Genomic DNA, 22,530 nt, shown 5'->3' on the forward strand with positions numbered 1-22,530 from the left:
GGCTAGCGGGGGTAGGGGGTGAAGTCGACGTCGAAGTCGAGGGGGAAGCTGCGCGGCTTCGAACCGGTGGCCCGGGCCCAGGCGTTGGCGATGGCGCCGACCGCGGCGGGCACGCCCAGCTCGCCGGCGCCGCCCGGCTCCTCGCCGGTGGCCGGCAGCACGAAGACCCGTACGTCACGCGGGGTGTCCCGCTGCTGCGCCCAGTGGAACTGGCTGTAACTGCCCTCCAGAGGAAGCCCCTTGTCGAGGTGCAGTCCGGCGCGCAGCGTGGTGGAGATGGCGTCGGTGAGACCGCCGATCATCTGCGCCTCCAGCCCGCGCGGGTTGACCGGCAGGCCCACGTCCACGGCGATGACCGCCTTGGTGACGCGGACGTGCTCCGGGTTGCGGGTGTCGATCTCGACGAGGCAGGCGGTGCGGGACTTGTATTCCTCGTGGAAGGCTATGCCCTGCGCGCAGCCCGCCTCCATCGGCCGCCCCCACTCTCCTTCCGAGGCCACCTTGTCGAGTACGGCGCGCTGGGCGTCGGTCTTCAGGAAGGTGCGGCGGAAGCGGTAGGGGTCCCGGCCCGTCCGCGCGGCGAGTTCGTCGACCACGATCTCCTCTGCTCCGCGCGTGTTGGCGGAGTACACCGAGCGCCAGGATCCGGTGGGGATGCCGGTGGGCACCTCGGTGAGCGCCTGGGTGGTGAGCCCGAAGTGGTACGGGGACTTCACCGTGGTCAGGAACAGGGTCTGGGCGAGGGTGGCGTTGCCGATTCCCAGCGGCAGGCTCGCAGCGGTGGCCGTGATGATCTCGCCGAGCCCGTGCCGGAAGTCGGTCTCGGCGGCGGCGACCCGGTGCTCGAAGCTGAGGACCTCGCCCAGGAGGTGGGTGGCCCGGATCTTGTGGTGGGTCGCGGGACGCATCCGGCCGTGCCGGGTGTCGTCGACGCGGGTCCACATCAGCCTGACCGGTCGGCGGCAGGCCTTGGAGACGCGGGCGGCCTCCAGGGCCGCGTCGAAGAAGAGCCGCCGGCCGAAGGAGCCGCCGGCCTGGACCACGTGCACCTTCACCTTGTCCAACGGCAGGCCGAGGTCCGCGGCGATGCTCTCGCGGGCCACGATCGGGGACTTCAGCCCGGACCAGATCTCGGCCCGGTCGTCGCGGACGTCGGCGATGGCGGAGTTGGTCTCCATCGGGGCGTGGCTGACGAAGGCGAAGTCGAACTCGGCGTCCACGTACGGGGTCAGCAGCGGCGGCACCAGCAGCGGCGGGGTGGAGGCGCGCAGCTTGGCGCGGATCAGGGCGTCGGACAGCTGGTCGGCGGGGCCGGGTCCCCAGGTGACCTGCAGGGCGGACTTGGCGGTGATGGCCTGCCCGAAGGTCTCGGCGACGACGGCGACCCCGGTCGGGACGGTCACCACGTGCAGGACGCCGGGCATGGCCCGGACGGCGGTGAGGTTGGTGACGCTGCGGACGGTGCCGCCGAGGGTGGGCGGGCGGCGCACCACGCAGGGCTTGGCGCCGGGCACGTCGAGGTCAAGGGTGTACTGCTGGGCGCCGGTGACCATGGCGCGGGCGTCGACCCGGCTGGTGGGACTGCCCACGAGCGTGTGCTTCGCCGTCTTCTTGGGAGTGGCGCCCGGCACGATCAGGCCGGGGTCGGCGGCGGCCGCGGCGAGGGAGCCGTAGTCGGCGGTGCGGCCGTCAGGGGCGCGGACGGCGCCGTTCGCGGTGGTCAGTGACCCCGCGGAGAGGCCCCAGCGGCGGGCGGCGGCCGCGACGAGGCGGGCCCGGGCGGTGGCCGCGCACTGGCGGACCGGCCCGTAGAGGGAGCGGATCGAGTTGGAGGATCCGGTGAGCTGGTTGAAGAGCAGCTCGGGCCGCGCGTCGTCCAGCTCCACGCGTACGTCGGCGAGGGGCGCGTCGAGTTCCTCCGCGACCAGCATGGCCACCGCGGTGGTGAGGCCTTGGCCGACCTCCTCGCGCGGCAGCCGGAAGCGGATGGTGCCGTCCGCCTCCACGGCGAGCGCCAGCAGGGCGGAGGTGGGCACCCCGGCCAGGATGAACAGGTCACCGAGGTCGATCAGATCGGCGATGGCGGGCAGGGACGGCACCACGGCGTGGGCTGGCTGCGGGGCGAGCGCGTCGGCGCCGGCGCGGGTGACGAGGGCGAGGGTCGGCGCGGCCACGAGGTAGGTGAGGAAGGAACGCCGGCTCTGCCCGGCGGGGCGGCCCTGGCCGGCGGCGGCGTCCCGGGGCGCGGCGCCGTCCCCGGCCCCGGCGTTGTCCTGGGCCCCGGCCCGCACCGTGTCGTGGTCCCGGCCGGCGGCGTGGTTGTGCCCGCTCATGTTCGTTGTGTCCCCACGCTGCGCGGGCCCGCCCGCACGGGCCTCCCCCGGTTCATTACCGGCACGTAGGGTAGCGAGCCGGGGGTGCGCTGGGAAGGCCGGGCTCCGCATCGACGCGCGGCAGGAGGTCCTCCGTTCGGGGGTATCGCGGTGGGCCGCGTTGATCCGGGCCCGGTACGAGTGCCGCGTCGGGCCGTCCTCGTACGCCTCGGCCGTACGATCGAGCGACCCCCGGCGGAAGGACTGTTTCCGGCCGCCGGCACCACCGCGTTCCGGCTCCGACCGGCTGGTGTCGGTCCCGCCCCGCCGAAGCCCGCTGACCGGATTCGTTCGCACACGGAAGAGGCACCGGAAGGCCTGCGGCATATACCACAAGCAAGAACGTTGCGGATGTTGCCAAACGCCTTACACGCCGTCGCGCCCTGTGCAACAGTCGTTACCGGTCCTTCCTTCAGACTTGGCCGTGCCGCGCCTGTATCGGAGTTCTCATGCCGTCCCACCTGTTCGCGGACCGTTCCGCGCCGCCGCCAGAGCCGGGGTCGGTGGACGCGCTGATCTCCCAGACCCGGCGGCTGCGGGGAGAAGTGGACGCGGTCCGCCGCGACACCGTCGTCGACGACGACGACGCCCAGGGCCGCTGGCAGCGCGCACTGTGCGATCTCGCCGTCCACCACCTCGACGACCTCGGCGAGCACCTCGGCCAGCTCAAGGAGGGCCTGCCGCCGGTACCCGAGACCGTCGAGCTCCCGCCGGCGGCCCCCGAGGCCGGGCCCGAGGCCCACACCCGCGTCGGCAGCGCCGAGTGGAACCTGCTGACGGACGAAGTCAGCTGGTCCGACGAGCTGTTCCAGATCTTCGGGCGCTCGCCCGAAGCGGGCGCGCTCCCCCTCGACGAACTGGGCTCCACCCTGTTCTCCGAGGACCAGCCGCTGCTCACCGCGTGGGTCACCGCCTGCCTGGTGGACGGCAAACCGATCGACGGCGAGTTCCGCATCGTCCGGGCCGACGGCCGCGTCCGGACGCTGCACATGAGGGGCGAGCCGGTACTCGACTCCGAGGGCTGCACCGCCTCCATGTGGGCCGTGCTGCGCGACGTGAGTGAACTGCGCCGGAGCCAGCGTGCGGTGCGCGAGTCCCGTGACTCGCTGCAGCGCCAGCGGGAGATCGCGCAGACCGAGCACCGGCTGGCGGTCGAGCTGCAGGAAGCCGTGCTCCCCCCGTGGCGCGGCTCCCTGCGGTTCCCGCACAGCAACGCGGGCACGCTGGACGTGGCCGCCCACTATCTGCCGTCCGCGACCAGCGCGCTGATCGGCGGCGACTGGTACGACGCGCTCGAACTCCCCGACGGCCGCTCGATGCTGACGGTCGGTGACCTGACCGGGCACGGGGTGTCCGCCACCTCCGGCATGGCGATGATGCTGGGCGCCCTGCGCGGGATGGCCATGGCGGGGATCGAGCCCGGTCCGCTGATGGGCTGGCTCAACCAGCTCCTGGAGACCTCCGTGCAGCCGGCGCTCGGCTCGGCCGTGTGCTGCCGCTACGATCCCGCGCGCCGGGTGCTGTCCTGGGCGCAGGCGGGCCACCCGGCCCCGCTGCTGTTCCGCCGCGGGTCGGGCCGGGGCCTCCTGCCGCCGGAGGGCGTCCTGCTGGGCGCGACGTCCGGGGCCTCGTACGGGCAGGCCGAGGAACGGCTCGAAGTGGGCGACCTGCTGGTGCTGCACACGGACGGACTGACCCCGCGCAGCATCGAGTTCAGCCGGGCCGACGGGACCGAACGGCTCCTGGCGCTCGCGCCGCGGTTCGCGGCGGCGCGGTCGGCGCAGGACTGCGTGCGGATCGTGATCGAGGAGTTCGGCGAGAGCGAGCGGGAGGACGACGCCTGCGTGCTCGTGGCCCGGGTGGGCGGATAGCGGGCGCTGCCCGAACGGGCATGACGGCCGCACGCGTTCAGGTCCGCACGGCCTCGGGACAGTACGGATCCAGGACGGCACCGATTCAGGGCCGCGCCGGAAGGCGCGGCCTTTCTCGTCTCCGTACACGGTGTGCGGGCATGCGGGGGCGGACGGGGCGGGGCAGGCGTGGGACTACACCCCCGTGGCGCGCGGCGCCGGGCTGTCCGGGAGGGCCAGCTTGATCTCCTGGCGCAGGTCCTCGATGCGGGGGTAGCCGGAGTACTGGGCGGTGAGCCGGTACATCTCGCGCAGCCGGTCCCAGGTCCGGTGCGAGGAGGTCTCGTTCATCGAGACCAGGGCCAGGCGCGCGTAGCGGTCGGCCTGTTCGGGCTCGTCGGCGATGAAACAGGCCGAGGCCATGGAGATGTAGTCGAAGATCTGCGAGCGCTGATAACCCTCGCCGCGCAGCCGCAGGGCCTCCCTGGCGTGGCGCGCTGCGACCGGTGCCGCCGTGGCGTCGTGGTCGGCGAGGGTGCGGTAGGCCAGGGCCTGCATGCCGTGCAGGTCGGCCTCGTCGAAGTGCTGCATCCAGCTCGGCGGCGGCACGTCGCCCTTGTCGGAGACGAACAGCTCCTCTGCCTCACCCAGGGTGCGGCGCATGGCCTGCCCCTTGCCCATGGCGGCCTGCGCCCAGGCCTCGATGGTGTGGAGCATGGCGCGGGTGCGCGGCAGGGTCTGCTCGCCCGAACCCGACTGGGCAAGCTTCATCAGGTCCAGGGCCTCGTTCGGCTTGCCCAGGTGGACCATCTGGCGGGCGGCGCGGGAGAGCGCCTCGCCGGCGCGCGGCCGGTCGCCGCCCTCGCGGGCCGCGTGTGCGGCGATGACGAAGTACTTCTGCGCCGTGGGCTCCAGGCCCACGTCGTGGGACATCCAGCCCGCGAGCACGGCCAGATTGGCCGCCACCCCCCAGAGCCGCCGCTGGAGGTGGTCGGGGTGGTGGTAGGCGAGCATCCCACCCACCTCGTTGAGCTGGCCGACGACGGCCTTGCGCTGGAGACCGCCTCCCCTGGAGGCGTCCCAGGCGCGGAACACCTCGACGGAGCGCTCCAGGGCCTCGATCTCCTGGGATCCGATCGGGGCCGCCTCGTAGCGGTCGTATCCCGCGGGATCGGCCTGGAAGGCCTCCCCGAAGTGCCGCGCCTCCTTCGCGAGGCCGGGGTCGGTGTGCAGCCAGTCGTACATGGCGTTGCTGAGGGCGGAGCCGGCGGTGAGCACGGCACCCGCGCCCATCAGACCGCGACGGTTGAGCATGAGGTCCATTCCCGTGAATTCGGTGAGGACCGCGGCTGTGCGTTCGGGCGCCCACGGCATCCCGTCGGGGTTCTCACGAGCCCCTTCCGGCTGCCGTCTGGAGGTGCGCCGCTGCCGTACGAACCCGAGGTCCTCGATGGTCACGACACGACCGAGCCGCTCGGTGAACAGTGCTGCCAGTACCGTGGGCACCGGTTCGCGCGGGGTCTCCCCCACGTCGATCCAGCGCCGCACCCGCGAGGTGTCGGTGGCCAGCTGGGGGTGGCCCATGGCCGCCGCCTGCCGATTGACCATCCTCGCCAGTTCGCCCTTCGACCAGCCGGCCAGGCCGAACAGGTCGTTCAAGCGGGTGTTTGGACCTTTGCTCACGTCAAGCCCCCAGGTTCTCGGCTGAGTTGACAGTAGCCCCCCGTCAGATGCCCAGCGACTATTCGCCAGGCTTCGCCAGGGCACGCCCGATGGTTCGCCACCTTGCGCCGGGTGTCAGGTAGGAATGCGCCTCCCCGACCCGGTCACCGGCGGAACTCCCCAGGGTGAAGCAGGGGATCCGGCGGGGCGGCGTACGCAACTCGTCGGCGCACGAAGGGATCCGTATCACCATGTACGCAGCAACGTCCTCCGTGTCCGCACCGGTCCGGCCGCACCGCACGCTTCCGGCGGGCGGCGGCCCCTACCTCGAACCCGGCCGCCCGTCGGCTCCGGTGCAGGGCACCGTCCGGGCGCGGCGGATGCCGGGTACCGGGTCTCAGCCCGTCAGTGGAAGAATCGACCTCTCGGGACCGCAGGGGGCGCAACTGCGCACCGCCCTCGCCTCGGTGCAGCGGATCTGTCCGGAGTTCGCGCCGGTTCAGGTGCTGCGGCGCAGCGGACGGTCCGTCCTCCTGGTCGGGACCACAGGGCGGATGACCGCCGTCGCAAAGGTTTTACTGGACCACTCGCCGGAGTGGCGCGAGCGCTACCGGCACGAAATAGCGGCGTACCGGACGTTCGTCCGGCACCGCCCGCCGGTCCGGGTGCCGCGGCTGATCGCCGCCGACCCGGAGAACTGCACGCTGGTGGTGGAACGGATGGCGGGCCGGGTCGCGGCGCTGCAGCGGCACCCGGTGGAGCCGCCGCCGCGGGTCGACCTACGGGCCGCCCTGGGTGCGGTGTGCCGGGTCAACCAGTGGCGGCCGCCGGCCGAGCTGTTCGGAACCCCGATGAACTATGCGCGGCGGATCGCCCGCGACTACGAGTTGGGGCTGCTGACCGACCGGGACCTCGGCGACCTGCAGAAGCTGCTGCACGGCGTGAAGCTGTCGGGCACGGCCCTGCAGTTCAACCACGGTGACGCGCTGCTGTCGAACCTGCTGCTGTCCCCGGCCGGCCCGGTGCTGCTCGACTGGGAGCACGCGGGCTGGTACCTGCCGGGCTACGACCTGGCCACGCTGTGGGCGGTGCTGGGCGACGCCCCGGCCGCCCGTGCCCAGATCAGCCGGCTCGCCCAGTCGGCCGGTCCGGCGGCGCGGGACGCCTTCCTGGTGAACCTGATGCTGGTGCTGACCCGGGAGATCCGGATGTCCGAGACGGCGGTGCAGCGCTCGATGCTGGCGACCGCCCCGACCCAGCCGCTGCCGGCGGGCTCCCTGTCCTCCGGGGAGGAGCAGCGGCTGCTGCTCCGCCGCCTGCACGACGACGCCGGAATGGCGCGCAGAGCGGTCCGCGCGGCGGTCGGCACGCGCTGATCCCTCCCGCACCCCGTGTACGCGAAGTCCCGTGGCCCCCACCGCCACGGGACTTCGCTCGTTCGCAGGTGCGCAGGCACCGGGGGTGGCGCGGCCGCTGCGCCGCCCGTGCGGCGCGGTCTTGCCCCGCTTGTCCCGGCGGGCTCCGTTAGCGTGGGGAGACGATCCGACGGGAGGCGCTGATGAAGTCCGGAGTGCGCAAGTGGGAGGCGGTGCGGGAGTTCGCCCTCGGCCTTCCGGAGGCCGTGGAGGAGCATCCGTGGGGTCCCGAGGACTGCGTGGTGAAGGTGAACAAGAAGATCTTCGTCTTCCTGGGGAACACCGACGGGCCGGGGCAGCCCGGCCTGTCCGTGAAGCTCAAGGACGAGGCGCTGCACGGGCACGCGATGGCCTCGTCCGGAGCGGAGCCCACCGGATACGGCCTGGGCCGCTCCGGGTGGGTGTCCGTTCCGCTGCCGGAGAAGGGGGCGCCCTCCGTGCAGGTGCTGTGCGAGTGGGTGGAGGAGAGCTACCGCACCGTGGCCCTCAAGCGGCACGTGAAGGAACTGGACGCCCGGATCCAGGCAGGGGGCTGAGGGCCGGATCTCGTGCCGGGGCGCCGGATGCCTTGACATCACATGATCCCCCGAAGACCTTTTCTGACTCAGCATCAGACCTGCTGGAGCCGATCCCCGCCCTCCCCACACCGCTGGAGCCTGCCCATGTCCGCAAGCGCTTCACGCACCTCCCCCGGAACCCGCCCGTCGAGACGTACGGTCCTCGCCGGTACGGGCGCCGGAGTGCTCGCCGCCACCGTGCTGCCCTCCGCCGCGGCCCGGGCCGCCGGCGTCCAGGACGGCCCCCCGCTCGGTGAGTTCGACGTCGTCGTGGTCGGTTCCGGGGCCGCCGGGATGACCGCGGCGCTCACCGCCGCCACACGGGGGCTGACCGTGCTGGTCGTCGAGAAGGCCCCCACCTTCGGCGGATCGGCCGCCCGTTCCGGGGCGGGCATCTGGCTGCCGAACAATTCGGTGATCCTGGGCGCGGGGGTGCCGGACACCCCGCAGAAGGCGGCGACGTACCTCGCGGCCGTGGTCGGGCCGGAGGTGCCGGCCGACCGCCAGGCCGCCTTCCTGGCCAACGGTCCGCGGATGCTGGACTTCGTGATGGCCCACAGTCCCCTCAAGTTCCGTTTCATGGAGGGGTACAGCGACTACTACCCCGATCTGCCGGGCGGGCTGCCGAACGGCCGGTCCATCGAGCCGGACCAGATCGACGGCAACGTCCTCGGAGCCGAACTGGCCCGCCTGAACCCGGCGTACATGCCCGTCCCGGCCGGGATGGTGGTCTTCAGCCAGGACTACAAGTGGCTGAACCTCGCGGCGGTGAGCGCCAAGGGGCTCGCGGTGTCGACCGAGTGCCTGGCGCGCGGCACCAAGGCGGCGCTGCGCGGGGAGAAGCCACTGACCATGGGCCAGGCCCTGGCGGCCGGGCTGCGGGCCGGACTGCAGCGGGCCGGGGTCCCGGTGTGGCTGAACAGTCCGCTGGTCGACCTGGTCCAGGAGGGCGGCGCGGTCACCGGCGTGGTGGTGGAGAAGGAGGGCGTACGGGGAACCGTACGGGCCCGGCGCGGGGTGGTCGTCGGCTCGGGCGGCTTCGAGCACAACGCGGCGATGCGGGCGCAGTACCAGCAGCAGCCGGTCGGCACCCAGTGGTCGGTGGGCGCGAAGGAGAACACCGGTGACGGGATCCGGGCGGGGCAGCGGGCCGGGGCCGCGCTGGCCCTGATGGACGACGCCTGGTGGGGGCCGTCGATCCCGCTGCCCGGGGAGCCGTACTTCTGCCTCGCCGAACGGACCCTGCCGGGCGGGCTGATCGTGAACGCGAACGGCGCGCGGTTCGTCAACGAGGCGGCGCCGTACAGCGATGTGGTGCACGTGATGTACGAGAAGGACCGGGGCGCCCCCGGTTCGCACATCCCGGCGTGGCTGATCGTGGATCAGAACTACCGCAACAAGTACCTGTTCAAGGACGTCCTGCCGACGCTCGTCTTCCCCGATGCCTGGTACCGGGCGGGTGCGGCGAAGAAGGCGTGGACGTGGGACGCACTGGCGGACCAGATCGGGGTTCCGGCGGGCGCACTGCGGGCGACGCTCAACCGGTTCAACGCGCAGGCGTGGAGCGGGACCGACTCCGACTTCCACCGGGGCGACACGGCGTACGACCACTACTACACGGACCCGAACGTGCATCCGAACTCGTGCCTGGCGCCGATCTGGGCCCCGCCGTTCTACGCGTTCAAGATCGTGCCGGGGGACCTCGGGACGAAGGGCGGCATCGTGACGGACGCCCGGGCCCGGGCCCTGCGGGCGGACGGCTCGGTGATCCGCGGCCTGTACGCGGCGGGCAACGCGAGCGCGGCGGTGATGGGCCACAGCTACGCGGGGGCCGGGTCGACGATCGGGCCCGCGATGACGTTCGGCTACGTGGCGGCGAACGACATCGCGGACGCGTGACGGCCCGGCGGTGGGGTTGGTGCGGAAGTGTCGCCCTAGCCCTGCTGGAAGAGCTCGGCGGGGAGCGGCTTCAGGAGGGCGTAGAGGTCATCGGTGATCGGGCGGTCCCAGCTGGCGATGGTCACCAGCACGTTGTCACTGCGGTCGAACTGGACGCAGGAGATGCGGGACTCCGACAGCTTGACCTTCCGGACGATGAGGAGGTTGTCGCCCTGCATGACGGGGCAGTCCTCGACGCCGGTGACCTCGACGTCCTCGTCGTTCTCCAGGGCGTCGAGGAGCTGGGCCACCTCGAAGGGGACCTCGCCGTCGGAGAGGTCCCGGGCCGGGGAACCCTCGGGGAGGTTACCGATGATCATCGCGGGGCCGCGTCCGCCGAACAGGTCGTAGCGGAGGAAGACACCCTGGCAGCTGCCGTCGGGCGCGGGCAGCAGCCCGGCCCCGAGATTGCCCGGCCAGTCCCCCGGGTCCATGGCCAGGACGTCGAAGTCCGGGCCGGCGGGTGTGGCGGCGCGGTGGCGGCGGAGGAAGGACATGCCGCCATGGTACGTGGCCGCACGGGTTTTCCGGCCCGGGGGCCCGCATCCCGGCGCCGCCCGGGCCGGGCGCGCCGGCCCGGCCGGTCAGACCGGGGGCACCAGGGTGAACCAGCGCGGGAGCAGGGTGGCGTCCCCATCCGTGACCCGCAGGGCGGTGGCCGGCAGCCGTCCCCACAGGAAGAGGGCGAGGTCCGAGGCCGTCCCGGTGGCCTCGACGTCCACCGGGGCGGTGGGGCCTGACTCCAGTGCGGGGCCGCACTCCAGCAGGACCTCGTCCGCCGCGAAGACGACCGTCCAGGTTTCCGGTCCGTCGGTACTCCGGAAGCGGTACCTCTCCCCCGTACCGGCGGGGGCCGCCTTCCACGAACGGCGGGCCGGGGCCATCACCTCGCAGGTCTGGGTGACGGCGTCCGCCGCGACGTGGGGGTGGAGCGGGCCCGGGGTCCCCGTCGCGGACTGTGCGTCCCAGCGGTGGACGGCCAGCTCGATCAGCTGCATGCGCAGCCAGAAGCCCGAGGTCTGCTCGGGCGACCAGGTCCACACGGGGGTGTGCGGTCCCAGCTCCAGGCACAGCTCCGCCAGCTCCCGGGCGCCCTGCGCGAACCACTCCGTCAGCGCGTCCGGGGCGGCCGGGACCTGCGGGAGGCCGAAGCCGGCGGGGTCGGGCGGGGCCGCGAGCCGTTCCCGTAGGACATGGGCCAGGAAGCGGTGCACGCCCCCGAGGTGGGCGACGAGGTCGGAGACCGTCCAGCCGGGGCACGAGGGGACGGCCGGCACCGGCTCGCCGCGGTCGAAGGCGTGGCGGACGGCCTTCTCGAACGCCGATGTCTCGCTCTGGAAGTGGGCGATGCGGTCGTTGTGATCCATGCGGTTGACCCTGCCCGCCGGAGGGCGGAGTCTCCCGCATTGCCCTCCGGGCGAACACCTCCGGCGCGACACGCCGACCGCCGGGCACGGGCCAACACGATGCAAATCGGACGGCAATGTAGTGTGATCATGATCATCTGAACAGGTTCAACACTGGGGGGCCGGTGTACCGTCACCTTGTCATGATCTCCGCCGCCGTCGTCGCGGCAGCCGTCGGTCTCGTCGTACCGGGCGCGGCACACGCGGCCGGACCGGCCGCGAACCACACGCAGGACGCAGCCTGGCGGCCTACACCGCGTACGCCTCCAGGGCGGCCGGCAGGCCCGGGACGTCGGAACCGAGCTTGCGGCAGGCCGCGGACAGGGCCCAGTCCGGGCCCTGTCCGGGGCGGCCGGAGCCGTCCGGGGCGGGCCTGCCCGCTGCCCGCCGCGCCGCCCGGAGCTCCTCCTCCGTGAGCGCGTGCGGCGGGCGCCCGCCTTCCTCGTCCTTCCCGTCCGGCCCGCACGGCAGGGTGCCGCCCAGCCCGAGCAGGATGTCGGCCGCCCGGACCGCCAGCCCGTCGGCGCCGCATTCCCGGGCCGTCATCACGGCACGCGCCAGCAGGTCCACGTCCCGCAGCTCGGTGCCCAGCGCGGCCAGGGCGCGGGCCAGTTCGTAGCCCGCCGGTGACTCCGCGAGCAGGACGACCGCCTCCTCGAGCAGTCCGGCCCGGTCCTCCGGTGCCGCGACCTCGGCCGCCACCCGCAGGGCCTGGCCGATGCCCGAAGGGGCGCCGAAGGCGCGGGCCCGCCGGACGGCGTCGCCGGCCAGGGCACGGGCCCGGTGCGGATCGTCCGCCGCGACGGCCCGGGCCAGGTGCAGCTGCCACGGGCACCACGCCGGATTCTGTATGCCGCGCGGGGTCAGCCGCCGGTCGACCTCCTCCAGCTCGGCGACCGCCGCCCGTACCTGGCCGCGGGCCAGCAGCAGTTCGGCGTAGACGGTCTGGGAGTCGGGGAAGACCACGGCCGCCGGGAAGGGCCTGCCGTACTCGTGCTCCCGTCCCAGCTCCCAGGCCTCGTCGACCCGGCCCCGCGCGAGCAGCGTCGTGAGGAGGATCGCTATGGCGTACCAGTGCACGGGGGTGCGCCGGCCCACGCGTTCGGCCAGCCGCAGCCCGGCCCGCGCCAGGTCCTCGGCCCCGGCGAGCCGCCCGCGCCGGTGGAGGATGTAGGCGCGCAGGCTGTACGCGAAGGAGAGGTGCGCCCCGCGCCAGCCCTGCCGTTCGAACTCGGCGGTGCCCTCCTCGAACAGCTCCTCCGCCCGTCCCGGCCGGTCGGCGTACATGTGGGCCATCGCGACCAGGACCGGGACCTCGAAGCCGCGGTCCTCGTGGGCCCAGCTGAAGGGCCGCTCCAGCACCCGTCCCGCGTGGTGCAGCACCACGTCCACCGGCTCTCCCCGCAGGCAGGCGTCCCAGGCGCGCAGCCCGATGACGTACCGCTCCGTGAGGTCGCGTCCGGGCAGCCGGTCGGCGAGCCGGGCGAGGCGCCGCGAGCGGGCCGGGGAGTCGGTCTCCGCGGCGTTGAAGGCGTCCCACATGAACTGCTCGGACTGCAGGCGCAGCCGGGCCCGGACGTCCTGGGTGTACGGGATCTCCCGTGCGAGGGATTCCGAGGCCTCGGCGAGGCGGTCGCTGTGCGAGAGCACCTGGGCGAGCCGGATGACGATGCCCTGGCGCAGGGCCGGGTCGTCGAAGGGCTCGGCGAGGGCGGCCCGCAGGTGGTTGACGGTGTTGGCGGGCTCGGTGAGCAGGGAGGCGCAGCCGAGTTCGTACAGGACGGCCGCGCGCTCGTCGAAGTCGGGGGGCTCGCGCAGCGCGCGGGCGAGCTGGCGACGGGCCGCCTCGGGGGCGCCGGCACGGAGGTTCTCGCCGGCGGCCTCGCGCAGGATGCGCACCACCCAGGGATCGTTCTCGGGGTGGGTCTCCAGGAGGTGGCGGGCCGCGGCGGAGGGGCCGAGTCCGGCGTCGACGACGGCTGCGGCGGCCTTGCCGTGCAGGGCGACGCGGAGCGCGTCGGGGATGGCGCGGTAGATGCCGGTGGCGATGAGGGGGTGGACGAACTCCAGCCCCGCGTCGGGCTCCTCCGTGGCGGCGGAGAGGATGCGCGCGTCCCGCAGCCGCCGGGTGGCGTCCACGGCCTCCTCGGCGCCGAGGGCGGCGACCCGCGCCGCTATGTCCTGCGGGATGGCGGTGCCGAGGACGGCGCAGGCCCAGGCGAAGCGGACGGTGGAGGGGCCGAGGCGTTCGAGGCGGGCGACGAGGCCGCTGCCGCGCTGGGCTGCGGCGAGGTCGCGCAGCAGCGGAGCGTTCGCCTCGACCGGGGTCAGGCCCTTGTCGCGGACCTTGGCGGCGAGTTCGACGGCCTCGAAGGGGTTGCCGGTGGTGACGGCCCACGCCTCCCGGCAGAAGGCGTCCTCGGCGTGGTCGCCGAGGGCCTCGCGGACCAGGGCGGCGACGGCGGCCGGGGTGAGCGGCGCGAGGGGCAGCGGGCGCTGTCCCGCCCGGCCCGGCAGCGTACGGAAGGCGTCCGCGTCCGCGGGAAGTTCGTCGGGGCGGTAGGCGACGACGAGGAGCAGCGGGAGGTGTTCGGCGCGCGGGGCGAAGGCGGCGAGCCAGCCGAGGGACTCGGGGTCGGCCCAGTGGGCGTCGTCGAGGACGAGGGTGACGGGGGCACGTTTGACGACGAGGTGGGTGAGGACCCAGTCGAGTCCGTCGCGCAGGCCCTGGGGGTCGGGCGGGGCGCCCTGTTCGGGTGCGCACAGTCCGAGGGCCGGTCCGACGATGGAGTACCAGCCCCCGAGGGCCGCGCGCAGTTCCTGCTCGGAGGTGCCGGCCAGCTGGGGCTGGATCAGCTGGCGGGCGACGTGGAAGGGCTGGCTCTGCTCCTGTTCCCCGCCCCGGGCGGCGAGGACGGTGCAGGAGCGGGCGCAGGCGCGGCGGCGCAGCTCGGCGAGCAGGGTGGTCTTGCCGAGGCCGGCCGGGCCGGAGAAGGCGAGCAGTGCGCCGCCGGCGTCGGGCCCGGGACCGGTGAGCTGGTCCAGGGCTTCGTCGACGGTGGCGAGTTCGGCCTCGCGTTCGACCATCGTGCGCCGCATGCGGGTCCGGCGGTCCGTCATGGCTGGTACCCCCCAGGCCTGTTCGGAGCATCAGCGTACGCCCGCGCACAGGGCGGGGGATCCCACAGTGAGGAAAGAATCCGATCTTCTTTTCCGGCTGCCTTTCAGTGGGCCCTTCGGGGGCACTTGGGAGCACTTCGGGGGTCGTTCCGGGACGTGTCAGTCCCGTGCGGAGCGTGCCGCGAGGTCCTCCAGGACGGCCACGGCCTCGGCCGCCCGGTCGGCCGCCACGAACAGGTGGTCGTGGTGGTAGCCGGCGATGACGTTGCAGCTCAGGCCGTGCGCCCCGAGTTCGGCGGCGAAGGCGGCGGTGAGGCCGACGGCGTCGAGCGCGGAGTGGATCCGCAGGGTGATCCAGCCGGCGGTGTAGTCGTAGGCGAGCCCGGCGGCGTCGGCGTCCTCCTGCCGCAGGACCAGGGTGAGGCCCTCCCGCTCCAGAACGGTGGCGACGGGCGCGGTCCCGGCCGGCGCGGTGCCCCCGGGGACGGTGCAGAAGACGTACCGCCCCTCGTTCAACTCGGGCCGCATACCGCTCAGCAGTTTCCGCAGGTCCTGCTCTCCACTCATGCGGTCACCCTATCCATGTGCCCCGGCTTGGCCCGGTCCGCGGCTGCGAGGGGCGTCGGGTTCATGCGGGATCCTCCGAGTGGTGCCAGGAACCGCCCCATACCTCGGCGAGCTCCTGCCGGTCACCGGATGCGAGGCGCGCCGCGAGGCGGTCCACCTCGGCCACCGCGTCCCCGTCGCCGACGTCCAGGGTCACCCCGAGCTGCAGCCACGGCCGGCCCTCCCGATCCGCTGCCGCATCGGGGTGGATGAGCACCAGCTGCAGACGGTTCCGCTCGGCCTGGTCGGTCCAGACCGCGTCCAGCTCGCACTCCCACCGCCGCGACCAGCCCGGGTCCGCCCGGAGCCGCTCTGCCAGCAGGCCCGCCACGGTCCGGGCCGGCCACTCCCAGGCGCGGTCCTGACCTGCCCGGCGGACCTCGGCCGCGTACCGCGCGGCGTCGAACCGGAACTCCGGCAGGTCCGCGTTGCCACCGGCCGGGTTGCGCCAGCCGTCCCAGACGACCTCGTCGCCCTCCCGCCGCACCGTCACGTACAGCGCCCCGCAGCAGATCTCCGTGCAGGAGATCCGCGCCAGCCGTACCTCGTGGGGCCCGTCCTCGGCGAGGGCGATGCCGCCCGGCCCCAGAACGACCCACGGGTCCTCTCCCGACCACGCCGCCCACAGCTCCGCCAGGACGTCGCGCCCGTCGACCACGGGCCGGACCTGCACCCATCCCCGCACCGGCGCCACGATCCGCAGCTCCAGCACGTGGCGCCGTTCCGCTCCCATCGTTCTCCTCTCACTCGTACGCGTAGAGCTGCCGGTGCCACCACGGGCGCGGGCTCCCCGACCGGTCCGTGGTGGCGGCGTCCCGGTCGAACACCGTCCGCCTGCGGAACTCCGCGTCAAGGAGTCGCAGTACGCGGCCCAGTGCGCGCCGGGCCTCGGGCGGCAGGGCCCGGTACGCGTCGGCCGGTTCGTCCCGGACCACGGCGACGTCGTCGAGCGCGCACAGCGGGGCCGGGCAGACGGCGGGGGTCAGCCGCAGGCGGGAGCCGGGGCTCCGCAGGAAGGCGCGATAGCGCCGCAGCAGGTCCCCGATCGGGTGGTGGCGGCCGGTGGCCGTCCACTGCACCTCCGCGCTCACGGCGGGCGACAGGCGGTCCACGGGCGGGAGTTCGCACGCCCAGGCGGGTGGCCGCCGACCGGCGTGGGTTCCTCGTGCGGCGCGCAGCGCGCCGGGCCGTCTACGCGGCATCGCCCTTTCGCCGGATGATCGTCACGGGCCCATCCTGCCGGGGCGCTCCACGGGGCGCAAAGGGATTCGGCGGCCACCGGGCCGGCGCCTCCGCGCCCGGTGGTGCCGCGCGTACGGGGTCGGTCTAGGTCAGGTCGAACTCCCCACCCCGGGCGTTCAGTACGAACTTGTGCCACTCGTCCGGCGTGAAGATCAGCGAGGGGCTCTCGGGGCGCTCGCTGTTGCGCATGGCGATGAAGCCCTCCACGAAGGCGATCTGGACGTCACCCGCTCCCCGGCTGCTCGACTGCCAGTCCGCCTCGGTGAGATCGAGGTCCGGCTTGCCCCAGCCAGCGAGGGGCTGTGAAGTCATGCTCTCTGCCACGTGCGTGCTCCTCCCGGTACGTCGTCCGGGGGCAAGGTTAACCACCGCAGCGCGTGGCGCACAGGCCACGTTGAGTCACCGTGTCCCGCCGCGATGTCCGGCCAGGCCGGGGAGGCGAGGATCGCGTCGCGGACCAGGCCATCGCGCAGTGTCGTGATGCGCGCCGTGTTCGCGGTGACAGCCTGACGGACCGCGGCGGTCATCCGGCCCATCTGCGGCAGGAACACCCCCAGGTCGACACGGCGGGCCAGCTGGGGCCAGGCCGCGCCCTGCATCAGCACGGCGAGGATGTCATCGCCGAGGTGGCCGCGCAGCTTGTCGGCCGACCAGCCCGGGGCCATCTTCTCCGCGTCCTCGCCGAGCTCCTCCTCCTTGCCGGTAAGGCGCTTCTGGGCGGCGCGGCGGACCGCGTCGGAGATAGTCATCACCAGGCAGTAGGCCATCGCCGTGGTCTGCGCCGCCCGCTCCGCGTCGTTGAATGACAGATTCACCCGCCGTGCGTGGGGAGCGGACGTCAGCCGCTCCCGCCCCCGTACCCCGGCGGCGGGACCCAGATTGAGATCATGGAATTCGATGACCGATTCCGACTGATCCCAGTCGGCCCACCCACGGAGATCCCCAAGTGAGAGAAGCAGATCCCGGCGTCGTGGTCACCTGGGCCCCGGGCGAAACCACGGTTCGGTGGAGTGGCCCGGCAGGGAGCGCTGAGAAGTCGTACGAGCGTCCGCCGCAGGATGTCATGGCGTGGCGGGAGTACGACGAGACGCTGGTCGTGGTGGTGGAAGCCGTCAACACTGCACCGTTCACCCCGTCGGACAACGCGGTGGTCTTCCGGGCCGACGGCTCGGAGCGGTTCCGGCTGCACCCCCCGCGCGGCCTGGTGTACACGCCGAGCGACGTGCACGGCTTCTACCTCGCTGTGCCGCAGGACGGCCGACCGCTCATGATCATGGCCACGCGCAACGCGGGCGATTTCCAGGGCCGCATCGACCTAGAGACGGGCGAGATCGTGGACACCAACATGTGGCGATGAGCCGGGAGGAAACGAGCCGACCGGGAAGATCGGCGCCGATCCCGGCGCCGGGTCCCGGCCAGGGAAGGGGCGGCCCACCGCTCCTTGGTGTTCCGATCTCTGCGACCAGCAGCTCGTCAGAACGCGCCGGCCGGCTCGCGCCGTGCTGCATCCCTCGGTAGCGGAAACGGGCAGCTCCCCCTACTCTGCCGCTCGTGGCTCTGACCTGCATTTCCCCGCACAGCAGTCGCGGTTGACGCGCCGCCGCGCGCACCGGTTTGCTGAGTTCAATGCCCTCACGGTCGCCCCGGGCACCGACAACGCCCCTTTCGCCGCAGGTCGGCAGGTGAAGCGGGGCTCAGGGCTGGAGGCGGCGTGCCGCCACCTCGCTCGTACCGAGCGCCGTCGCGACCACGTCCGTGCCGCCGCACCCCGCCGCGATCTCCTGCAGCCCGTCCCGCTCCGCCTCATCCACCGCCAGACCCCAGCGCAGCTTCGTCGCGGCCCGCTCCGCGCTGTACCAACACAGGGCTCCGGCAACGTCCCGAGCCACTCGGCGGGGTCACGGTCGGCTTCAGGTCCACGCACTCAGCGTCCGCCGGGCGGGAGAGAGATGCCCGCGTCTCTCCCGGCCATCGTCGACGGCCGGCTCAGCCGGCCAGCCTGACAGGCTGGCCCCACCCTGAGCTTGTTCTTTATCTACCAGGATCTTCCAGGCTTGCCGATGGCCTTGAGAGTCTCGGGGCGTTTGACGGTTTTGCCGACGTCGTAGCGGGTGGCGGGCCGTCGGTTCTTCGAGCCGAGGGGGCGTCCGGGACCAGCGCCACGAGGTGAGCCGGTCCGCCGAGCAGGGCCCGTCCGACCGCAGCCACGGCGAAACATCGACCGCCAGCACCAGGCGCCCGCCCTCGAACCGGGCAATGGCAGTCCGGCCAGCAGCGTCCGCAGCCGCTCGACGTTGATCCGGCCGTGGTTGAGGGCTCCGCACAGCGCACGGTGCCCACGACGGTGCTGACCAAGGAGTACACGTGACCATGACGAAGGCCGTGAGGGTGAGTCTGCTGCACCACAACGTCCGGCGGGGAGCACATGATCAGACGAAGGCCGCCCCACGTCCGGCGAATCCCCAGGCGAGCGAACCCGTTCGAGACACCGTTCGACCTTGTGGCACCATGTGCGGCATGACGACCAACCGAAAGGTCCATGCCGCGTAGACGGCCAGGACGCATCCGGGCTGGAGCCCCGGACCGGCAGCAGTCACAGCGCTCAAGGCCGGCCATCGACCGTCTCTCCTCACGAGCGCTGTCCGAGATCGTTCGCCTCGAACGCAGCCGGAACTACCTCCAACCGGGGGACATCAGTGCGGCATTGCGCCTGTGGAAGGACTACGTCCACAGGCCCGCGCGCGAGCTCTGGCACGACGACGAGTTCGGCAACGTGCACTGGTACTGCTGCGGCAACCCTCTCGAAGGCCGTGCCCTACTCGACGGCGCGATCCGAGCAATGTCGCCTCGCGGAGCCCGCGAGCTCCGCAAGATCATCGAAGAGCTCGACGCCTTCATGGGGCCGCCCGACCCAGCGGCAGACCGCCGAAGATGAAGTACAAGCTGAGTCCTTGTTCTCGATCCCCAAAGGCCAGTTCAGAGACGGATCGCCCCTGCTCCGGGTCTCCGGTCGCGTTCGCTGAACGGTTGCGGTAGCTGTGCAGCGAACGGCATTCCCAGGACTCTTGGGTCCATAGGACCGACGATCACGATGCAGTCCGAAATCTTGATCAAAGCCGTCCAGGTGGCCTCGACCCGCATGGGCCGGAAGGGCGTACGACCGCAGCCGCGACAGAGGAAGCCCTCCGGAACCGCTCAGCCAAAGCCTCGTCGGGGCGGCAGACGTCGCCCCCCGCCCACATCCGACGACCCCCCGACCCTCTATAACAGAGACCCGTTCTAGCGTCCCCTCTCTGCCGTTGGCCTACCGGCCGGCCCGGGGGATCAGAAACAGGTTCAACGCGGCGAAGGGCCCGAGCAGGGCGCAGCAGTCGTTCCAGCGGGCCCTGGCGGCCCTCGCGCAGTGGGTCGAACGGGAAGGCGCGGACTGGCCGGTACGAAGGGCCCACGGCAAGGAGATCGCGGTCGACCCCCTCGCGGCGCCGCCGGCCCCCGAAGGCGTCGCTGTCCGATTTGGCGGGTTCCCACCTCCGGTCACACCTGCGGTCCCCCGCTGCAAGCAACCGTCCAGCCAACGGCTCGGCCCCCGCTCGGTGCAACCCTCTCCGGGGGTGGCGCGGCCTCCAGTCGGTCCAGTCGTTCCGCCCCGTATTGCTTCGCCTCGCGCTGGATCTGAGCCGGGACTACTGACCGGCTATCGCCGTAAGGTCGCATTCCTTGATCTTTTTCTTGATCTTGTTCTTCTTGCCCATGCCAGTTCCCCTCAGTCGAGTGAGGACCACCCGAGAAGTGGGCCGCTGCCCACGCGCTCCGTGGGCTTCGACATCCGTGCTGCGCAGCACGTCGAGCACTGTCACACCCCCTGGAGAAGGACCAGGCACGCGCCGTCCGTCTGGGTGGAACGGGGGCTGCCGCGGTCACTGAGCTCTTTCAGAGTGGCCACTGATCGGGTGACGGGCCAGCGTCCCGCAACGCACGAGGCTCCCGTGCCGTTGAGAGAAGTGCTTGACGTCTCAACTCATCAACACAGGAACCTCGTTGGTCCCCCGTCCTGCCGCCCTCGACCTGCCGCACGCTCTGGTCGAGTGGGTATCGATGCTCATCGTCACCCGTGAGGGTGACCGACGCTGCAAGCTCCCGCCCCACCAGCGCGCCCTCGTCGGCCTGGTCTACCTGCGCCGGCACGAGACGCTCGCGCAGATCGCCGCCGGCTTCGGCATATCCGTCGGGACCGCCCACGCCTACGTCACGGCCGTCGTCAACCACCTGTCCCGCCGGGCACCCGGTCTGCTGCGGGTCCTGCGCGAGACGGATCCTGATCACGTCCTGCTCGACGGGACGCTCGCCGAGTGCGACCGGGTCGGCGACAGCCGGGCCGACTTCTCCCAGAAGCACCGCCGTCACGGCGTGAACGTGCAGGTCGTGGCCGATCCCACCGGCAACCTGCTGTGGATCTCACCCGTGCTGCCCGGCCGCACCCATGTCCTGACCGCGGCCCGCACCCACCGCATCATCCGGATCTGCGAACGCCAGGGCGTCCCCGTGCTCGCCGACCGCGCCTACATCGGGGCCGGCCCCTGGGTGACCACGCCCATCAGACGGCTTCCCGGCCAGGACCTCACCACAACCCAGCAGACGATCAACCGAGCCCTGTCAGCGGCACGAGCACCGGTCGAACGAAGCATCGCGCGACTCAAGTCCTGGCAGATCCTGCGCCGGGCCCGCTGCAGCCCCAACCGCATGACCGTCATCGCCGCAGCCATCCTCACCCTGGAACGTCGACGCTGATGCATCTCATTGCGGTTCCAGGGTGAGGACGGATTGGCAATGACCGTCATCCAGTTGGGAACCGTCTCACGACCAGACAAGTCGCCCTTCGGCAACGGAACAGACCGGATAGTCCCCCGCGCCGATCCTCGTCAGCATCTCCGCCACGGAGTCGAAGTAGTGAGCCAGTGACGCTTACTCGCCGGTGACCGTGGGCGCACCCACGAACCATCTGCCGATACGTCCGTCCCTCGCGTCGATGAACTTTCCCATCCAGCCGTCCCGGTCCGACAGGAACGGGATCCACTCCTCGCGCCATTCGCTCCCACCGGACAAGGGATGATTCGCGTAGAGCCTCTCCATCGCCCGGATGCCCAGAAAGAAGCTTCCCTCGTCGGGGAACCCGTCGAAGCCGCAGCACATCACGTCGTCGTCGACGTCTTCCTCCGGCAGATCCAGATTGTTCTGCAACAGCCACGTCCGCAGGTCCCCATGAAGGGAGATCCCCATCCGTTCCTCGGCTGCCGTGAGCATCTGCTCCGTAGCGGGCCCCGGCAGATCCGCGTGATCGGCCGGCGCGTGCTCTCGAAGAAGGCTCATCACACGCGACCAACTCTCAGCCACACTCATCGCCCTATGCCCTCTGTCCTCTTCTACAGGGATGTCTCCGTCCGACTACGCCACTGCGGAGGTTGGGAAGTACCGGCCGGAGAACCTTGCAGGGATGGTACTTCGAGCATGCGTTCCATCCCTCCCCACAATCACCTTCCGCCCCGAATCGCAGGACCGGCCCCTCAGCGAAGTGACCGCCCGCGACTTTTCACAGACAATCCACCGTGCCCGGCGGGCCCAGCCGAGGAGCTTCCAGGCTCAAGCGAGGGCCGCGGCGTCACCCTGGAGTGGCGAAGCTGAAAACGCTCACTCTTCGCGAAGGACGCGGATGCTCGTCACTTCCGTGTCGACCGCGTCCGCCACGCGCCGAGCTCACCGCGGACAGGCTCCGTACGTTGGCCGCCCCCGGGCTGGACCGGTCGGCGGCGTGACGCCGGGGTCGCGCCGCTGTTGAGGCCGCCACGCGCCCCGTACCTCGCGGAACGCGGATGCCCCGCCCGTCTTCCGGGCGGGGCATCCGTGTCCGTCCGGCGGATTCAGCGGCACTTAGCGCGTGGAGTCCTGCGACCGGAAGGTCTTCATGGTTCCGATTCCCTGGCGAGACGACCAGTGAAATACGTCTGGCTTCTCCATGCGTACCGTCACCCCGGAATCGGCGCCCCGGACATTCAGGTGATGACCGGTACTGAACACCACACGAAGCGAGCCGGAGGTGAACACGACCACCGACCGGGCAGTGGCACCGACGAGATCCGGAACGTTTTCATCGGTGAGCACCACCGCATCCGGGGCGGTCACCGGCCCGTAGGTCAGGAGGACCGGGCCGGAGATTTCCAGTACCACTTCGTCTGCGAAAACCACGGTGAGGCCCTGCCCGTCCGAGGCCCGGGAGAACGCCGAGACAGTGCTGCCCCGCAGGCCGATGAGCCAGCGGCCCTCATATTCCTCAATCACGGTTTTCCCGGCAAGTGGTCGAAGATGTT

Annotated in this window: 20 protein-coding genes and 1 pseudogene; 7 read left to right on the top strand and 14 right to left on the bottom strand. The window is 72.1% G+C overall.

Features of this window, described 5'->3' with window-relative positions:
* Positions 1-2: 2 nt before the first annotated feature.
* On the bottom strand, positions 3-2,333 hold the full coding sequence (locus tag PV721_RS13905; protein ID WP_319723841.1) for a xanthine dehydrogenase family protein molybdopterin-binding subunit: 2,331 nt from the start codon (positions 2,331-2,333) through the stop codon (positions 3-5).
* Positions 2,334-2,821: 488 nt separating this feature from the next.
* On the opposite strand from PV721_RS13905, the gene PV721_RS13910 reads away from it, so the two are divergent.
* On the top strand, positions 2,822-4,243 hold the full coding sequence (locus PV721_RS13910) for a PP2C family protein-serine/threonine phosphatase (protein ID WP_319723842.1): 1,422 nt from the start codon (positions 2,822-2,824) through the stop codon (positions 4,241-4,243).
* Between the two features lie 174 nt (positions 4,244-4,417).
* Here the strand turns inward: PV721_RS13910 and PV721_RS13915 are convergent, their stop codons facing one another.
* Positions 4,418-5,905 (bottom strand): hypothetical protein, encoded by a 1,488-nt coding sequence (locus PV721_RS13915; protein WP_319723844.1) that lies wholly within the window; start codon positions 5,903-5,905, stop codon positions 4,418-4,420.
* A gap of 230 nt (positions 5,906-6,135) precedes the next feature.
* Between PV721_RS13915 and PV721_RS13920 the strand changes: the two genes are divergently transcribed.
* The 3 genes from PV721_RS13920 to kstD all read left to right on the top strand — a co-directional run bounded on the left by PV721_RS13920 (position 6,136) and on the right by kstD (position 9,755).
* The gene (locus PV721_RS13920; RefSeq protein WP_319723847.1) at positions 6,136-7,260 is read left to right on the top strand and encodes an aminoglycoside phosphotransferase family protein; all 1,125 of its coding nucleotides are present in this window, start codon (positions 6,136-6,138) and stop codon (positions 7,258-7,260) included.
* A gap of 182 nt (positions 7,261-7,442) precedes the next feature.
* Positions 7,443-7,835, top strand: coding sequence for an MmcQ/YjbR family DNA-binding protein (locus PV721_RS13925; protein ID WP_319723849.1), 393 nt, complete (start codon positions 7,443-7,445; stop codon positions 7,833-7,835).
* A gap of 126 nt (positions 7,836-7,961) precedes the next feature.
* Positions 7,962-9,755, top strand: a complete 1,794-nt coding sequence (gene kstD / locus PV721_RS13930; RefSeq protein WP_319723851.1) for a 3-oxosteroid 1-dehydrogenase — start codon at positions 7,962-7,964, stop codon at positions 9,753-9,755.
* 35 nt (positions 9,756-9,790) lie between these two features.
* Here the strand turns inward: kstD and PV721_RS13935 are convergent, their stop codons facing one another.
* The 8 genes from PV721_RS13935 to PV721_RS13970 form a co-directional block, all read right to left on the bottom strand.
* Positions 9,791-10,291 carry a hypothetical protein gene (locus PV721_RS13935; protein WP_319723853.1) on the bottom strand — a complete coding sequence of 167 codons (501 nt, stop codon included), beginning with the start codon at positions 10,289-10,291 and terminating at the stop codon, positions 9,791-9,793.
* An 87-nt stretch (positions 10,292-10,378) separates the two neighbouring features.
* Positions 10,379-11,161 (bottom strand): maleylpyruvate isomerase family mycothiol-dependent enzyme, encoded by a 783-nt coding sequence (locus tag PV721_RS13940; protein WP_319723855.1) that lies wholly within the window; start codon positions 11,159-11,161, stop codon positions 10,379-10,381.
* Between the two features lie 288 nt (positions 11,162-11,449).
* Positions 11,450-14,320 (bottom strand): ATP-binding protein, encoded by a 2,871-nt coding sequence (locus PV721_RS13945; protein ID WP_319723857.1) that lies wholly within the window; start codon positions 14,318-14,320, stop codon positions 11,450-11,452.
* A gap of 159 nt (positions 14,321-14,479) precedes the next feature.
* On the bottom strand, positions 14,480-14,887 hold the full coding sequence (locus PV721_RS13950) for an ACT domain-containing protein (RefSeq protein ID WP_319723859.1): 408 nt from the start codon (positions 14,885-14,887) through the stop codon (positions 14,480-14,482).
* Between the two features lie 61 nt (positions 14,888-14,948).
* Positions 14,949-15,659 carry a hypothetical protein gene (locus PV721_RS13955; protein WP_319723861.1) on the bottom strand — a complete coding sequence of 237 codons (711 nt, stop codon included), beginning with the start codon at positions 15,657-15,659 and terminating at the stop codon, positions 14,949-14,951.
* A gap of 10 nt (positions 15,660-15,669) precedes the next feature.
* Positions 15,670-16,038: a hypothetical protein gene (locus PV721_RS13960; RefSeq protein ID WP_319723863.1), complete on the bottom strand. Its 369-nt coding sequence runs from the start codon at positions 16,036-16,038 to the stop codon at positions 15,670-15,672.
* A 214-nt stretch (positions 16,039-16,252) separates the two neighbouring features.
* Positions 16,253-16,480: a DUF397 domain-containing protein gene (locus tag PV721_RS13965; RefSeq protein WP_374778183.1), complete on the bottom strand. Its 228-nt coding sequence runs from the start codon at positions 16,478-16,480 to the stop codon at positions 16,253-16,255.
* The gene (locus PV721_RS13970; RefSeq protein WP_319723867.1) at positions 16,477-16,983 is read right to left on the bottom strand and encodes a hypothetical protein; all 507 of its coding nucleotides are present in this window, start codon (positions 16,981-16,983) and stop codon (positions 16,477-16,479) included. The genes PV721_RS13965 and PV721_RS13970 overlap by 4 nt, the downstream gene beginning before the upstream one ends.
* A 248-nt stretch (positions 16,984-17,231) precedes the next feature.
* On the opposite strand from PV721_RS13970, the gene PV721_RS13975 reads away from it, so the two are divergent.
* Positions 17,232-17,525: a hypothetical protein gene (locus PV721_RS13975; protein WP_319723869.1), complete on the top strand. Its 294-nt coding sequence runs from the start codon at positions 17,232-17,234 to the stop codon at positions 17,523-17,525.
* A 337-nt stretch (positions 17,526-17,862) separates the two neighbouring features.
* Here the strand turns inward: PV721_RS13975 and PV721_RS13980 are convergent, their stop codons facing one another.
* The gene (locus PV721_RS13980) at positions 17,863-18,057 is read right to left on the bottom strand and encodes a hypothetical protein (RefSeq protein ID WP_319723871.1); all 195 of its coding nucleotides are present in this window, start codon (positions 18,055-18,057) and stop codon (positions 17,863-17,865) included.
* Between the two features lie 279 nt (positions 18,058-18,336).
* Positions 18,337-18,527, bottom strand: a pseudogene (locus tag PV721_RS13985) (transposase); the annotation flags it as partial.
* A gap of 345 nt (positions 18,528-18,872) precedes the next feature.
* Between PV721_RS13985 and PV721_RS13990 the strand changes: the two are divergent.
* Together PV721_RS13990 and PV721_RS13995 are read left to right on the top strand one after the other, a co-directional pair.
* Positions 18,873-19,103, top strand: coding sequence for a hypothetical protein (locus PV721_RS13990; protein WP_319723873.1), 231 nt, complete (start codon positions 18,873-18,875; stop codon positions 19,101-19,103).
* 1,103 nt (positions 19,104-20,206) lie between these two features.
* Positions 20,207-20,956 carry a transposase family protein gene (locus PV721_RS13995; protein ID WP_319723875.1) on the top strand — a complete coding sequence of 250 codons (750 nt, stop codon included), beginning with the start codon at positions 20,207-20,209 and terminating at the stop codon, positions 20,954-20,956.
* Between the two features lie 174 nt (positions 20,957-21,130).
* Here PV721_RS13995 and PV721_RS14000 read toward each other — a convergent pair whose 3' ends face one another.
* Together PV721_RS14000 and PV721_RS14005 are read right to left on the bottom strand one after the other, a co-directional pair.
* Positions 21,131-21,565, bottom strand: a complete 435-nt coding sequence (locus PV721_RS14000) for an SMI1/KNR4 family protein (RefSeq protein WP_319723877.1) — start codon at positions 21,563-21,565, stop codon at positions 21,131-21,133.
* A gap of 528 nt (positions 21,566-22,093) precedes the next feature.
* A complete protein-coding gene (locus PV721_RS14005; RefSeq protein WP_319723879.1) occupies positions 22,094-22,501 on the bottom strand; it encodes a DUF6188 family protein in 408 nt (135 codons plus the stop codon).
* Positions 22,502-22,530 lie beyond the last annotated feature (29 nt).

Source organism: Streptomyces sp. MB09-01 (genome assembly GCF_033794505.1).
Taxonomy (GTDB): domain Bacteria; phylum Actinomycetota; class Actinomycetes; order Streptomycetales; family Streptomycetaceae; genus Streptomyces.

Coding starts and splice junctions, on each gene's coding strand:
- PV721_RS13905 (WP_319723841.1), bottom strand. CDS start 2,333: ATGAGCGGGCACAACCACGCCGCCGGCCGGGACCACGACACGGTGCGG.
- PV721_RS13945 (WP_319723857.1), bottom strand. CDS start 14,320: ATGACGGACCGCCGGACCCGCATGCGGCGCACGATGGTCGAACGCGAG.
- PV721_RS13940 (WP_319723855.1), bottom strand. CDS start 11,161: ATGGATCACAACGACCGCATCGCCCACTTCCAGAGCGAGACATCGGCG.
- PV721_RS13975 (WP_319723869.1), top strand. CDS start 17,232: ATGGCGTGGCGGGAGTACGACGAGACGCTGGTCGTGGTGGTGGAAGCC.
- PV721_RS13910 (WP_319723842.1), top strand. CDS start 2,822: ATGCCGTCCCACCTGTTCGCGGACCGTTCCGCGCCGCCGCCAGAGCCG.
- PV721_RS13955 (WP_319723861.1), bottom strand. CDS start 15,659: ATGGGAGCGGAACGGCGCCACGTGCTGGAGCTGCGGATCGTGGCGCCG.
- PV721_RS14000 (WP_319723877.1), bottom strand. CDS start 21,565: ATGAGTGTGGCTGAGAGTTGGTCGCGTGTGATGAGCCTTCTTCGAGAG.
- PV721_RS13950 (WP_319723859.1), bottom strand. CDS start 14,887: ATGAGTGGAGAGCAGGACCTGCGGAAACTGCTGAGCGGTATGCGGCCC.
- kstD (WP_319723851.1), top strand. CDS start 7,962: ATGTCCGCAAGCGCTTCACGCACCTCCCCCGGAACCCGCCCGTCGAGA.
- PV721_RS13925 (WP_319723849.1), top strand. CDS start 7,443: ATGAAGTCCGGAGTGCGCAAGTGGGAGGCGGTGCGGGAGTTCGCCCTC.
- PV721_RS13920 (WP_319723847.1), top strand. CDS start 6,136: ATGTACGCAGCAACGTCCTCCGTGTCCGCACCGGTCCGGCCGCACCGC.
- PV721_RS13965 (WP_374778183.1), bottom strand. CDS start 16,480: ATGACTTCACAGCCCCTCGCTGGCTGGGGCAAGCCGGACCTCGATCTC.
- PV721_RS13935 (WP_319723853.1), bottom strand. CDS start 10,291: ATGTCCTTCCTCCGCCGCCACCGCGCCGCCACACCCGCCGGCCCGGAC.